The 13,660-nt window shown below is 67.2% G+C and carries 11 protein-coding genes, 2 rRNA genes and 1 riboswitch (1 of these 14 cut by a window edge); of the genes, 12 read left to right on the top strand and 1 reads right to left on the bottom strand.

Translation table 11 applies throughout. From position 1 onward, the window contains the following. The 12 genes from DEJ51_RS04835 to DEJ51_RS04780 all read left to right on the top strand — a co-directional run. Nucleotides 1–2,451: ribosomal RNA gene (locus tag DEJ51_RS04835) — 23S ribosomal RNA — on the top strand (it extends 672 nt beyond the left edge of the window). 76 nt (nt 2,452–2,527) lie between these two features. Then, nucleotides 2,528–2,644 (top strand): 5S ribosomal RNA (gene rrf, locus DEJ51_RS04830). Between the two features lie 139 nt (nt 2,645–2,783). Next, nucleotides 2,784–3,374 carry a CDP-alcohol phosphatidyltransferase family protein gene (locus DEJ51_RS04825; protein ID WP_030718774.1) on the top strand — a complete coding sequence of 197 codons (591 nt, stop codon included), beginning with the start codon at nt 2,784–2,786 and terminating at the stop codon, nt 3,372–3,374. Between the two features lie 100 nt (nt 3,375–3,474). Next, nucleotides 3,475–5,970, top strand: coding sequence for a mannose-1-phosphate guanyltransferase (locus DEJ51_RS04820; protein ID WP_150256456.1), 2,496 nt, complete (start codon nt 3,475–3,477; stop codon nt 5,968–5,970). A gap of 110 nt (nt 5,971–6,080) precedes the next feature. Further along, complete coding sequence (locus DEJ51_RS04815; RefSeq protein ID WP_150256454.1) at nt 6,081–6,989, top strand: DUF881 domain-containing protein; 909 nt, start codon at nt 6,081–6,083, stop codon at nt 6,987–6,989. Beyond that, entirely contained in the window at nt 6,986–7,318 is a 333-nt protein-coding gene (locus tag DEJ51_RS04810; protein ID WP_030010496.1) for a small basic family protein, read from the top strand. The genes DEJ51_RS04815 and DEJ51_RS04810 overlap by 4 nt, the downstream gene beginning before the upstream one ends. Before the next feature lie 5 nt (nt 7,319–7,323). Then, nucleotides 7,324–8,313: a DUF881 domain-containing protein gene (locus tag DEJ51_RS04805; RefSeq protein WP_223835671.1), complete on the top strand. Its 990-nt coding sequence runs from the start codon at nt 7,324–7,326 to the stop codon at nt 8,311–8,313. 85 nt (nt 8,314–8,398) lie between these two features. Next, complete coding sequence (locus DEJ51_RS04800; protein ID WP_190620877.1) at nt 8,399–9,343, top strand: FHA domain-containing protein; 945 nt, start codon at nt 8,399–8,401, stop codon at nt 9,341–9,343. A gap of 19 nt (nt 9,344–9,362) precedes the next feature. Next, nucleotides 9,363–10,136: a MerR family transcriptional regulator gene (locus DEJ51_RS04795; RefSeq protein WP_150256453.1), complete on the top strand. Its 774-nt coding sequence runs from the start codon at nt 9,363–9,365 to the stop codon at nt 10,134–10,136. A 51-nt stretch (nt 10,137–10,187) separates the two neighbouring features. Next, nucleotides 10,188–10,661: a bifunctional nuclease family protein gene (locus DEJ51_RS04790; RefSeq protein WP_030009777.1), complete on the top strand. Its 474-nt coding sequence runs from the start codon at nt 10,188–10,190 to the stop codon at nt 10,659–10,661. Nucleotides 10,662–10,841: 180 nt separating this feature from the next. Continuing rightward, the gene (locus DEJ51_RS04785; protein WP_150256451.1) at nt 10,842–11,480 is read left to right on the top strand and encodes a MerR family transcriptional regulator; all 639 of its coding nucleotides are present in this window, start codon (nt 10,842–10,844) and stop codon (nt 11,478–11,480) included. A gap of 43 nt (nt 11,481–11,523) precedes the next feature. Next, entirely contained in the window at nt 11,524–13,032 is a 1,509-nt protein-coding gene (locus DEJ51_RS04780) for a DNA polymerase IV (RefSeq protein WP_150256449.1), read from the top strand. Between the two features lie 34 nt (nt 13,033–13,066). On the opposite strand, the gene DEJ51_RS04775 is transcribed toward DEJ51_RS04780, so the two are convergent. Continuing rightward, the gene (locus DEJ51_RS04775; RefSeq protein ID WP_150256448.1) at nt 13,067–13,432 is read right to left on the bottom strand and encodes a PRC-barrel domain-containing protein; all 366 of its coding nucleotides are present in this window, start codon (nt 13,430–13,432) and stop codon (nt 13,067–13,069) included. A 112-nt stretch (nt 13,433–13,544) separates the two neighbouring features. After that, a riboswitch (glycine riboswitch) is annotated at nt 13,545–13,643 on the top strand. Nucleotides 13,644–13,660 lie beyond the last annotated feature (17 nt).

Below are 13,660 nucleotides of genomic sequence, written 5' to 3'. Positions count from 1 at the left end.
AAGAATGAGCCTGCGAGTTAGCGGTGTGTAGCGAGGTTAACCCGTGTGGGGAAGCCGTAGCGAAAGCGAGTCCGAATAGGGCGATTGAGTTGCACGCTCTAGACCCGAAGCGGAGTGATCTAGCCATGGGCAGGTTGAAGCGGAGGTAAGACTTCGTGGAGGACCGAACCCACCAGGGTTGAAAACCTGGGGGATGACCTGTGGTTAGGGGTGAAAGGCCAATCAAACTCCGTGATAGCTGGTTCTCCCCGAAATGCATTTAGGTGCAGCGTCGTGTGTTTCTTGCCGGAGGTAGAGCACTGGATAGGCGATGGGCCCTACCGGGTTACTGACCTTAGCCAAACTCCGAATGCCGGTAAGTGAGAGCACGGCAGTGAGACTGTGGGGGATAAGCTCCATGGTCGAGAGGGAAACAGCCCAGAGCATCGACTAAGGCCCCTAAGCGTACGCTAAGTGGGAAAGGATGTGGAGTCGCAGAGACAACCAGGAGGTTGGCTTAGAAGCAGCCACCCTTGAAAGAGTGCGTAATAGCTCACTGGTCAAGTGATTCCGCGCCGACAATGTAGCGGGGCTCAAGCGTACCGCCGAAGTCGTGTCATTGCAGCAATACTCCCAACGGAGGCTGTGATGGGTAGGGGAGCGTCGTGTGCCGGGTGAAGCAGCAGCGGAAGCTAGTTGTGGACGGTTCACGAGTGAGAATGCAGGCATGAGTAGCGATACACACGTGAGAAACGTGTGCGCCGATTGACTAAGGGTTCCTGGGTCAAGCTGATCTGCCCAGGGTAAGTCGGGACCTAAGGCGAGGCCGACAGGCGTAGTCGATGGACAACCGGTTGATATTCCGGTACCCGCTTTGAAACGCCCAATATCGAATCAGGCGATGCTAAGTCCGTGAAGCCGTTCCGGACCCTTCGGGGAAAGGAAAGTGGTGGAGCCGACGAACCAGACTTGTAGTAGGTAAGCGATGGGGTGACGCAGGAAGGTAGTCCAGCCCGGGCGGTGGTAGTCCCGGGGTAAGGGTGTAGGCCGAGGGGTAGGCAAATCCGTCCCTCATTAAGGCTGAGACCTGATGCCGAGCCGATTGTGGTGAAGTGGATGATCCTATGCTGTCGAGAAAAGCCTCTAGCGAGTTTCATGGCGGCCCGTACCCTAAACCGACTCAGGTGGTCAGGTAGAGAATACCGAGGCGTTCGGGTGAACTATGGTTAAGGAACTCGGCAAAATGCCCCCGTAACTTCGGGAGAAGGGGGGCCATTCCTGGTGATGAGTCTTGCACTCTGAGCTGGGGGTGGCCGCAGAGACCAGCGAGAAGCGACTGTTTACTAAAAACACAGGTCCGTGCGAAGCCGTAAGGCGATGTATACGGACTGACGCCTGCCCGGTGCTGGAACGTTAAGGGGACCGGTTAGTGACCTTTCGGGGTTGCGAAGCTGAGAACTTAAGCGCCAGTAAACGGCGGTGGTAACTATAACCATCCTAAGGTAGCGAAATTCCTTGTCGGGTAAGTTCCGACCTGCACGAATGGCGTAACGACTTCTCGACTGTCTCAACCATAGGCCCGGTGAAATTGCACTACGAGTAAAGATGCTCGTTTCGCGCAGCAGGACGGAAAGACCCCGGGACCTTTACTACAGTTTGATATTGGTGTTCGGTTCGGCTTGTGTAGGATAGGTGGGAGACTTTGAAGCAGCCACGCCAGTGGTTGTGGAGTCGCCGTTGAAATACCACTCTGGTCGTGCTGGATGTCTAACCTCGGTCCGTGATCCGGATCAGGGACAGTGTCTGATGGGTAGTTTAACTGGGGCGGTTGCCTCCCAAAGGGTAACGGAGGCGCCCAAAGGTTCCCTCAGCCTGGTTGGCAATCAGGTGTTGAGTGTAAGTGCACAAGGGAGCTTGACTGTGAGACCGACGGGTCGAGCAGGGACGAAAGTCGGGACTAGTGATCCGGCGGTGGCTTGTGGAAGCGCCGTCGCTCAACGGATAAAAGGTACCCCGGGGATAACAGGCTGATCTTCCCCAAGAGTCCATATCGACGGGATGGTTTGGCACCTCGATGTCGGCTCGTCGCATCCTGGGGCTGGAGTCGGTCCCAAGGGTTGGGCTGTTCGCCCATTAAAGCGGTACGCGAGCTGGGTTTAGAACGTCGTGAGACAGTTCGGTCCCTATCCGCTGTGCGCGTAGGAATATTGAGAAGGGCTGTCCCTAGTACGAGAGGACCGGGACGGACGAACCTCTGGTGTGCCAGTTGTCCTGCCAAGGGCACGGCTGGTTGGCTACGTTCGGGAGGGATAACCGCTGAAAGCATCTAAGCGGGAAGCCTGCTTCAAGATGAGTATTCCCACCTCCTTGAGAGGGTAAGGCTCCCAGTAGACGACTGGGTTGATAGGCCAGATGTGGAAGCCCGGTAACGGGTGAAGCTGACTGGTACTAATAGGCCGAGGGCTTGTCCTCAGTTGCTCGCGTCCACTGTGTTAGTTCTGAAATAACGAACGGCTGTGAATACGCCAGCGTTCAAATTTCATAGTGTTTCGGTGGTCATAGCGTTAGGGAAACGCCCGGCTACATTCCGAACCCGGAAGCTAAGCCTTTCAGCGCCGATGGTACTGCAGGGGGGACCCTGTGGGAGAGTAGGACGCCGCCGAACAATCATTGCGGGAAGCCCCGCACCAAACCCTTCGGGGTTCGGTGCGGGGCTTTTCTGCGTTCAGGACACGTGTGTGGACTCCTGTAGGGTCAGGGGGCATCGAACGACCATTTTCTACCGTCACAGTGGAGGCCCCCGGGTGGAGGTCCAGGAGACTCGGGTTCAGACTGACCGAATTTTCACCATTCCGAACATCCTGAGCATGGCTCGCCTGGCCGGCGTGCCCCTGTTCTTGTGGCTGATCCTCGCGGAGTACGACGGGTGGGCCCTTGCCGTCCTCATGCTCAGCGGGATCAGCGACTACCTCGACGGGAAGCTCGCACGGCGCTGGAATCAGATCAGCAAGCTCGGGCGGCTGCTCGATCCGGCCGCAGACCGGCTGTACATCCTGTCGACGCTCTTCGGTCTGACCTATCGCGAGATTCTGCCGCTGTGGCTCACCGGGGCGCTGCTCGCGCGTGAGCTGATGTTGCTGGTCATGGTGTGGATCCTGCGCCGTCACGGCTATCCGCCGCCGCAGGTCAACTTCCTCGGCAAGGCCGCCACCTTCAACCTGATGTACGCGTTTCCCCTGCTGCTGCTCAGTGACGGAAGCGGCTGGTTGGCCTGGTTGGCCGCAGTTTTCGGATGGGCGTTCGCCGTATGGGGTACAACCCTCTATTGGTGGGCAGGAATCCTTTACGTGGTTCAGGTCCGCCGTCTGGTGAAGGCCGACTCCACGGCCGATTGAGCCCGCCCGGCGACGGATGACACGGAGGAGTTGCGGAGTCACCGCCCGAGACGGGTGAGGGTCGGTACGACTGTCGTCTCCCAAGGAGGACTCTTCCGACATGAAGGCCGTCGTGATGGCCGGTGGCGAGGGCACGCGTCTTCGCCCCATGACTTCGAGCATGCCCAAGCCGCTCCTGCCGGTGGCCAACCGGCCGATCATGGAGCATGTGCTCAGGCTGCTCAAGCGGCATGGGCTCAATGAGACCGTGGTCACCGTGCAGTTCCTGGCGTCACTCGTCAAGAACTACTTCGGGGATGGCGAAGAGCTCGGAATGGAGCTCACGTATGCCCACGAGGAGAAGCCACTCGGGACCGCCGGCAGTGTGAAGAACGCCGAGGAGGCTCTGAAGGACGATGCCTTCGTCGTCATTTCCGGCGATGCGCTCACCGACTTCGACCTCACCGATCTGATCCGCTTCCACAAGGAGAAGGGCGCCCTCGTCACGGTCTGCCTGACCCGGGTGCCCAACCCGCTGGAATTCGGCATCACGATCGTGGACGAGGAGGGCAAGGTCGAGCGGTTCCTGGAGAAGCCGACCTGGGGGCAGGTGTTCTCGGACACCGTCAACACCGGCATCTACGTCATGGAGCCCGAGGTCTTCGACTACGTGGACCCGGACGTGTCCGTCGACTGGTCCGGAGACGTCTTCCCGCAGCTGATGAAGGAAGGCAAGCCCATCTTCGGCTACGTCGCCGAGGGCTACTGGGAGGACGTCGGCACGCACGAGAGCTACGTCAAGGCCCAGGCCGACGTGCTCGAGGGCAAGGTCCAGATCGAGATGGACGGCTTCGAGATCTCGCCCGGGGTGTGGATCGCCGAAGGCGCGGAGGTGAGCCCCGACGCGGTGCTGCGCGGGCCGCTCTACATCGGGGACTACGCCAAGGTCGAGGCCGGTGCGGAGATCCGCGAGCACACCGTCATCGGCTCGAACGTCGTCGTCAAGGGCGGGGCCTTCCTGCATCGGGCCGTCGTCCACGACAACGTGTACATCGGGCCCCACAGCAATCTCCGCGGCTGTGTCATCGGCAAGAACACCGACATCATGCGGGCCGCCCGCATCGAGGACGGGGCCGTCATCGGCGACGAGTGCCTCGTCGGCGAGGAATCGATCGTCCAGGGCAATGTGCGGGTCTACCCGTTCAAGACCATCGAGGCCGGCGCCTTCGTCAACACGTCGGTCATCTGGGAGTCCCGGGGCCAGGCGCACCTCTTCGGCGCGCGCGGGGTCTCCGGCATCCTGAACGTGGAGATCACGCCCGAGGTGGTGGTCCGGCTCGCCGGCGCGTACGCCACGACCCTGAAGAAGGGCGCGATCGTCACCACGGCCCGTGACCACTCGCGAGGCGCCCGAGCACTCAAGCGAGCGGTGATCTCCGCGCTCCAGGCCAGCGCCATCAACGTACGGGACCTGGAGAACGTGCCGCTGCCGGTGGCACGGCAGCAGACCGCACGCGGCAGCGCCGGCGGGATCGTGCTGCGCACCTCGCCCGGAGTGCCGGACTCCGTGGACATCATGTTCCTGGACGAACGCGGAGCGGACCTCTCGCTCCAGGGGCAGCGCAAGCTGGACCGGGTGTACGCGCGCCAGGAGTACCGGCGGGCGTTCCCCGGCGAGATCGGAGACCTGCAGTTCCCGGGCAGTGTCTTCGACGCCTACACCGGCTCGCTGCTACGACGGGTGGACACGACCGGCATCGCCGATGCCGGGCTCAAGGTGGTCGTGGACGCCTCGAACGGAAGCGCCGGGCTCGTCCTGCCCAGCTTGCTGGGCCGGCTCGGCGTGGACGCGCTGACGATCAATCCGGGGCTCGACGAGTCCCGGCCGACGGAGACCAGGGAGTCCCGGCGGGCCGGGCTGGTGCGGCTGGGCGAGATCGTGGCCTCGGCGCGGGCGGCCTTCGGCGTGCGGTTCGACCCGGTGGGCGAGCGGATCTCCCTGGTGGACGAGCGCGGGCGCATCATCGAGGACGACCGGGCGCTGCTCGTGATGCTCGACCTGGTGGCCGCGGAGAAGCGCAGCGGCAAGGTCGCGCTTCCGGTGACCACGACGAGGGTGGCCGAGCAGGTCGCGGCCTACCACGGGACGCAGGTCGAGTGGACGACGACCTCGCCCGACGACCTGACCCGCGTGGGCCGGGCGGAGAACACCATCTTCGGTGGAGACGGCCGGGGCGGCTTCATCGTTCCGGAATTCAGCAGCGTCTTCGACGGTTCGGCCGCCTTCGTACAGCTGCTGGGGCTCGTGGCCCGTACACAGCTCACGCTGAGCCAGATCGACGCCCGGATTCCACGGGCCCATGTGCTCCGGCGGGACGTGTCGACGCCGTGGGCGGTCAAGGGGCTCGTCATGCGGCGGGTCGTGGAGGTGGCCGGCGACCGGCAGGTCGACACCACCGACGGGGTGCGCGTCGTCGAGGCCGACGGACGGTGGGCGCTGGTCCTGCCGGACCCGGCAGAAGCGGTCACCCACCTGTGGGCCGAAGGCCCCGACGACGGCACCGCGCAGGCCCTGCTGGACGAGTGGGCGGGCATCGTGGAGGGTGCCGGGCAGTAAGTGCCCCGCATGCGATGACGTGGGCGGAAGTCCGGTGGGCCGGGTCCGGGGAGGGCCGGCCCGGACCACCGGATGGACGCATTGGGTGACTGCGCTGCCGACATGCGACGATGTGCGGCATGTCGCAGCCGCCCCACAACCGGACTTCGGCGTCTCCTGCGCCCGCGCGCCCGGACGCTTCCATGTCGCTGCTGACGCACGTGATGGACCACAGTCTCGACGAGGGCTACGCGGAGGCCGCGGCCCGGCGCGAAGCGGAGGGTACGGCGGGTCTGCCCCGGACCCTCAAGGCCAAGCTGGGGCTCGCGGCCGGACTCGTCGTGACCGCCATGGTCGTCACGCTCGGTGCCGCCGAGGCGCGGATCGCCGCGCCGGTGCTGGCCAAGGAGCGTCAGGAACTGATCGACCGGGTGGAGCGGGCGGATGACCGCGCGCACGGCCTGGAGCGTGACGTCGACCGTCTCAGGACCGACGTCGCGGCGCGCCAGCGGGCGGCACTGAAACAGCCGGGCGGGGGCCAGGGCGAGCTCGTGGCCCTGCTGGCGGGTGCCACGGAGGTCCGCGGGCCGGGAGTCAAGCTGGTGGTCGACGACGCGAAGGGCGCCTCGTCGGGCGGCGGCGGCAAACCGCGCGAGAGCTCCGGTTTCTCGGACACCGGCCGGCTCCGCGACCGTGACATGCAGAAGATCGTCAACGGCCTCTGGCAGTCCGGTGCGGAAGCGATCTCCATCAACGGTCAGCGGCTGACGGAACTGTCGGCGATCAGAGCCGCGGGTGACGCGATACTGGTCGACAACAGGCCTCTGGTGCCGCCGTACGAGGTGCTGGCGCTGGGGGACAAGAAGCGGCTCGGCACGGCCTTCCAGGACTCGGCGGACGGACAGTACCTGCACGTGCTGCAGGAGAGCTACGGGATCCGTTACGCCCTGTCCCCGGCGGACGACCTGCGGTTGCCGGCCGCGTCGAGTCTGACCGTACGTACAGCTACACCGGCAGAGCAGCAGAAGGGTGCATCGTGATCGCGGTACTGGGCCTCTTGGCCGGAGTGGTGGCCGGACTTCTGGTCCGGCCCGAAGTGCCGGCCGTGGTGGAGCCATATCTGCCGATCGCCGTGGTGGCGGCGCTGGACGCGGTGTTCGGCGGCCTCCGCGCGATGCTCGACGGCATCTTCGTGGACAAGGTCTTCGTGGTGTCGTTCCTGTCGAACGTCGTCGTGGCCGCGCTGATCGTCTTCCTCGGCGACAAGCTCGGGGTCGGGTCGCAGCTGTCCACGGGTGTGGTCGTGGTCCTCGGCATCCGCATCTTCTCCAACGCCGCGGCCATCCGCCGGCACGTGTTCCGGGCGTGAGGCCGATGAGTACGAACGACAGCCCCGAGGAGCCGGAGGGCGCGGGCCGGCCGCCGGAGCCGCCGAAGGCTCCCGAGCCGCAGCGGGCTCCCGAGTCCCCGCGGCCGCCGCAGTCTCCCGGGTCTTCGGAGCCGCCGGAGCCGCCGGTGCAGCAGCCCTCGCAGCCCTCGGCACCGCGGCCCTCGCAGCCTTCGGCACCGCAGCCCTCGCAGTCGGCGCGGCCCGGGCCGTCGCCGGAGCCGTCGCAGCCGTCCGAGGAGGCTCCGGGGCAGCCCGAGGAGACCGGACGGCAGCGCCTGGCGGCCGGGCTGTGGCCGCCGCGGGTGAGCCGGGCCCAACTGATCGTGGCGCTGCTGCTGTTCGTCCTGGGGCTCGGTCTGGCGATCCAGGTCCGGTCCAACAGCGACTCCAGCGCACTGCGCGGGGCCCGCCAGGAGGACCTCGTACGGATCCTCGACGAGCTCGACGGGCGGACCAAGCGCCTGGAGGACGAGAAGCAGCAGCTGGAGGACCAGCGCAAGGAGCTGGAGAACAGCTCCAACCAGGCCGAGGAGGCCCGCAGGCAGACCGTCGAGAAGGAACGCCAACTCGGCATCCTGGCCGGTACGGTGGCAGCGCAGGGGCCGGGCATCACGCTGAAGATCACGGATCCCACGGGCCAGGTGCAGTCCGACCAGCTGCTGGACACGCTTCAGGAGCTTCGGGCGGCCGGGGCCGAGGCGATCCAGATCAACGGGGTGCGCATCGTGGCGGGCTCGTACTTCTCGGACGAGAACGGCGCGGTCGCCATCGACGGTAAGAAGATCACACAACCCTATGAGTTCAGGGTGATCGGCAAGCCCCAGGATCTGGAGCCCGCGCTGAACATTCCGGGCGGTGTCGTCCAGACGCTGGAGAAGGAGCAGGCCACCGTTGCCGTCACACGGTCGGCGAAGATCGTTGTGGATGCCTTGCGGGCTGCGAAGCAGCCTGACTACGCTCGGTCGTCATCGTGATGAATCGGAGTGATGAGTGGAGCGGCCCACGCGGGCGGATGCCTGCGGGGGGTCGGCGCACCGAAGTCGCGGTGCGTGGTGGAAACTGTCTGGTGGTTACGGACGTTGTGAGAATGTCCGGGTCGGCAGGTGTCTGCGTTCGGAGTTCGTCCTGCCCCACGGGCGGGTCTGTTTAGGTCAAGGGGAATCGCCCGTGAAGTTGTTTGAGAAGTTGTTCGGCAAGAAGAACCGCGAGGAAGGCGGCGCGGCACGGCACCGCGCCGCGCGCGGTGACGTGGAAGGGCAGGGCGACCGGCCGCTCTTCCGGGACGAGGTCGCCGGCCCGGGTGATGTTTCCGGTGCCCCCGGCGCGTCGGCTGTTGACCCTGCTGGTACCGGACGCATAGGTTTCGGTGAACCATCAACCTCAAGTGCGGGTGGAGGGTTTGCCCCCGACCCGTATGCCACCAATGCATCCGCGGGGCATCCGCGGCGCGAGGAGCCGTCCATGTCGGCCGAGCAGATTTGCAGCAGGTGCGGACACCGCAGCGATGCGGCCAGTCGGTTCTGCTCGAACTGCGGTGCGCCGCTGCGGGCGGGTCTGACGCCGGAGCGTGCCTCGGAGACCACGTCCACCATCTCGATCTCGGGCCTTGAGGCCTACGAGGCCGAGGTGTCGGGACAGCACGTGTCGTCCTCCTCGCTGTCCCCCGAGGCGCAGGCCGCGGTGGAAGCGCTGCCCCCCGGTTCCGCTCTGCTCATCGTGCGGCGCGGTCCCAACTCGGGGAGCCGTTTCCTGCTGGACGGTGAGCTGACCACGGCCGGCCGCCACCCGCAGAGCGACATCTTCCTGGACGACGTCACCGTCTCCCGGCGCCATGTCGAGTTCCGCAGGAGCCAGGAGGGCGGCTTCACCGTCGCCGATGTCGGCAGCCTCAACGGCACGTACGTGAACCGTGAACCGATCGACTCCGTCGCGCTGCAGAACGGCGACGAGGTGCAGATCGGCAAGTACCGGCTGGTCTTCTACGCGAGCCTGCGGGGCATCTGACCCTTTTAGGGAAGGTTCCATGCTGCGTACCCCGACCGGCGGTGCCCCGCGAAGTGGCGCCGCCGGCACCGCCGGCCAGGCCGGGCGGCTGGTGAGCATCGGCACGGTGCTCACCACGCTGCGTGACGAGTTCCCCGAAGTCACCATCTCGAAGATCCGTTTTCTGGAGGCGGAGGGGCTCGTCGAGCCCCGGCGCACACCTTCGGGATACCGCAAGTTCAGCACCGACGACGTGGAGCGGCTCGCCCGGATCCTGCGGCTGCAGCGTGACCACTACCTGCCGCTGAAGGTCATCCGCGAGCAGCTCGACGCGCTGGCACGCGGAGAGCAGATCCGCATCCCGGCGCCCACCGCGCACGGGGACTCCACCGAGCCCGCCGGACCGGCGGACGCCTACGGCGAAGTGGGCCGGGAGCAGCCCACCGTGACCCGGGTCGGCCGTGCCGAGCTGCTGGCGGCCGCGGGGGTGGACGAGGCGCAGCTGGTCGAGTGGGAGTCGTACGGGCTGCTGGCGGAGGGCTCGGACGGCGCATTCGACGCAGAGGCGGTCACGGTCGCCCGGCTGGTGGCCGACCTGGGCCGGTTCGGGCTGGAGCCGCGGCACCTGCGGACGATGAAGGCTGCCGCGGACCGTGAGGCGGGGCTGGTGGAGCAGGTGGTGGCACCGCTGCGCAGGCATCGCAATCCGCAGACCCGGGCGCATGCGGAGGCCACCTTGAAGGAGCTGGCGGGGCTCTCCGTACGGCTCCACGAGGCGTTCGTACGGACCGCTCTCGGGGTCCGGCTGCCCTGAGGTGGGGGGCCCGACTACCCAAACCTGCCGAGCAGGTCCTAGGGTTGCTGTGTGAACGAGCTCGACGTTGTGGGTGTCCGGGTGGAAATGCCCTCCAACCAACCGATCGTGCTCCTGCGTGAAGTGGGAGGCGACCGGTACCTCCCCATCTGGATCGGTCCAGGGGAGGCGACCGCCATTGCCTTCGCGCAGCAGGGGATGGCCCCTGCCCGGCCGCTGACGCACGACCTGTTCAAGGACGTGCTGGAGGCGATCGGCGAGGAGCTCACCGAGGTCCGGATCACGGATCTGCGGGAGGGCGTCTTCTACGCGGAGCTCGTCTTCGCCAGCGGGGTCGAGGTGAGTGCGCGTCCCTCCGACGCCATAGCCCTCGCCCTGCGGACGGGGACGCCCATCTACGGCAGTGACGGCGTGCTGGACGACGCCGGAATCGCCATTCCGGACGAGCAGGAGGACGAGGTGGAGAAGTTCCGCGAGTTCCTCGACCAGATCTCACCGGAGGACTTCGGCACCGGCCCGCAGTGAGGCGTCGGCCGCGTCGTCCTCGGGGATCTTCAGGCCATTCGATTAGCCTTTCCCCGTAAAGGGATACGGGAAACCACTCTCAGGGTGATTATCACTCGGCGTGCCGAGTGTGGCGATCGTTGACGCACCCCTGGTGACTGCCTACCTTCAAGGTGGGCAGGTCAAGGACGGAGGGTCGGCGTGAGGATCACGGGCGACGGTACGACCGGGGGCACCCCCACACGGAGTGAGGCTGGGCCGTACCCGCTGCGCGGCGGTGCGGTCGGTTCCGCGCGCCGTCAGCCGGAGTCGACGCCGGTCGGACCGGTGGGCGCGGACCCGGAGCCCGAGCGGATCGGATACCGCGGGCCCACGGCCTGCGCCGCGGCCGGCATCACGTACCGGCAGCTGGACTACTGGGCCCGGACCGGGCTGGTGGAGCCCAGCGTGCGGACCTCCTACGGGGCGGGGACCCAGCGGCTCTACAGCTTCCGCGACGTCGTGGTCCTCAAGATCGTCAAGCGCTTCCTGGACACCGGGGTGGCGCTGCAGAACATCCGTACGGCGGTCCAGCACCTGCAGGACCGCGGGTTGTCGGACCTCGAACGGATGACGCTGATGAGTGACGGCGCCACCGTGTACGAGTGCACCTCGCCGGACCAGGTCGTGAGCCTGCTCCAGGGCGGGCAGGGCGTCTTCGGGATCGCCGTGGGCGTGGTGTGGCGCGACGTCGAGAGCGCGCTGTCACAGCTGCACGGGGAGCGTGTGGACACGGGCGAGACCCTGGTGCGGCACAACCCGACCGACGAGCTGGCCGCCCGCCGCAACCGCGCCGTCTGACCCGAGCCGGGGCATTGTCAGTGGGATAGGGCAGCATCGGGCTGTGAGAGCCGCGCCGACCATCCTGCACCTGGACATGGACGCCTTCTACGCCTCCGTGGAGCAGGCGTCGAAGCCGAGCCTGCGGGGCAAGGCCGTCATCGTCGGAGGCCTCGGCCCGCGTGGCGTCGTCGCCACGGCCTCGTACGAGGCCAGGCGGTTCGGGGTGCACTCGGCGATGCCGATGGGGCAGGCGCGGCGGCTCTGCCCGAACGGCGCGTATCTGATCCCCCGCTTCAGCCTCTACCGGCAGGTCAGCGACGTGGTGATGGCCATGCTGCGGGAACTGTCGCCCCTGGTGGAGCCCCTGAGCCTGGACGAGGCCTTCGTGGACCTGGAAGCGGGCGGGGTGGCCTTCGACTCGCGCAGCGCGCGGGAGGCGGGGGAGCGGCTGCGAGCCGGCATCCGGGCCGCCACGGGGCTCAGCGGGTCGGTGGGGCTGGCCGGGTCGAAGATGCTGGCCAAGGTGGCCTCCGAGGAGGCCAAGCCCGCCGGACTGCTGCTGATCGAGCCGGGGACGGAGCGCGAGCTGCTCGCGCCCATGTCGGTACGGACCCTGCCCGGGGTGGGGCCGGCCACGGGCGAGCACCTGCGCCGGGCCGGGATCACCACGGTGGGGGAGCTGGCGGAGGCCGGCGAGGACGAGCTGGTGCGCATGGTCGGCCGCTCGGCGGGTGCCGGGCTGTACCGGATGGCGCTCGGGCTGGACGACCGGCCGGTGGTCGCGGAGCGGGACGCGAAGTCGGTGTCGGTCGAGGACACCTTCGACGTGGACCTGCACGACCGGGTACGGATCCGCGGCGAGGTGCAGCGGCTCGCGGACCGGTGCGTGCGGCGGCTGCGGGACTCGGGGCACTCGGGGCGCACGATCGTGCTCAAGGTGCGCCGGTACGACTTCTCCACGCTGACCCGGTCCGAGACCTTGCGGGGGCCCACGGACGACCCGGCGGTGGTGAGGGAGGCGGCGGCGCGGCTGCTGGAGGGCGTGGACACCACGGGTGGGGTGCGGCTGCTGGGAGTCGGGGTGAGCGGGCTGGCGGACTACACGCAGGAGGACCTGTTCGCGCAGTCGCTCGCGGCGGAGCCGGACGGGACCGAGGGTGCGGGCGGGGCGGACAGGACGGACGGGAGGGTCGGGACGGACGGGAGGGACACGGACAGGGCCGACGGCGCGGACGGCCCCCACAGGGCGGACGGGGCCGCAGGGGAAGCGGTGGCGGGCGGTGCCGCCGAGGTGCCGGCCGGAAGCGCCCAGGAGGCCGCCGGGCCGCCCGGGGAGCCGGAGCCGGCCCCCGAACGGCGCTGGATGGCCGGCAGCGACGTACGGCATGCCGTGTACGGACCCGGCTGGGTGCAGGGCAGCGGGGTCGGGCGGGTGACCGTGCGGTTCGAGCAGCCCGGATCCGAGCCCGGCCGGGTGCGGACCTTCCGCGTGGACGACCCGGAGCTGGAGCCGTCCGATCCGCTGCCGCTGCCGGGGGCCGGCCCGGATCCGCAGGACGGGACCGGTTAGGGGTGTCGGGCCCGGCGGGATCCGCAGGGACGGGTCAGCTCTCGTCGCCCGCCAGGCGGCCGAAGTCGTGGTTGAAGTCCGACGGGAGGGTCGTGTCCAGTCCGTAGTGGTGGTAGAGCTGCAGCTCCTGTTCGGGGGAGAGGTGGCGCCCGACGCCGAAGTCCGGGGCGTCCCTGATGAGAGCGCGTTCGAAGGGCACCCGCAGGGTGTCACCCACCAGCTCGCTCGGCTCCAGCGGAACGAACGCGTCCCGGCTGAAGAGCCCCGTCCGGACCGCGGCCCACTCGGGGACGCCCGTGGCATCGTCGAGGTAGACCTCGTCGATCGTGCCGATCTTGGTGCCATTGCGGTCGAACGCCTTGCGGCCGATCAGGCTGCGCGGATCGATGTCGGTCTGCACGGTCCCTCCAAAAGGTCGCAACTGCTCCGTAATGACTACAGAAGTGCATAACCGCAGCGGAGGCCACTCGGGGAGGGTTCAGATCCTCGCTGGTACGCTGGTGGACGGCTGTCGACCCTGTGCGGGAGAGTCCTCCGAGTGATCGAGACGGAGGCGCCGAAGGAGCAAATCCTCCCCGGAATCTCTCAGGCATACGTACCGCACGGACGAGGCCACTCTGGAAAGCAG

Source organism: Streptomyces venezuelae (assembly GCF_008642275.1).
Lineage (GTDB): Bacteria > Actinomycetota > Actinomycetes > Streptomycetales > Streptomycetaceae > Streptomyces > Streptomyces venezuelae_E.
Note: the sequence above shows the minus strand (reverse complement) of the source record. Positions and strands in the feature narration are given on the sequence as shown.

What these genes read in the sequence shown, in the direction of transcription:
- DEJ51_RS04820 (WP_150256456.1), top strand. Translation starts at nt 3,475, where the DNA reads ATGAAGGCCGTCGTGATGGCCGGTGGCGAGGGCACGCGTCTTCGCCCC.
- DEJ51_RS04795 (WP_150256453.1), top strand. Translation starts at nt 9,363, where the DNA reads ATGCTGCGTACCCCGACCGGCGGTGCCCCGCGAAGTGGCGCCGCCGGC.
- DEJ51_RS04815 (WP_150256454.1), top strand. Translation starts at nt 6,081, where the DNA reads ATGTGCGGCATGTCGCAGCCGCCCCACAACCGGACTTCGGCGTCTCCT.
- DEJ51_RS04805 (WP_223835671.1), top strand. Translation starts at nt 7,324, where the DNA reads ATGAGTACGAACGACAGCCCCGAGGAGCCGGAGGGCGCGGGCCGGCCG.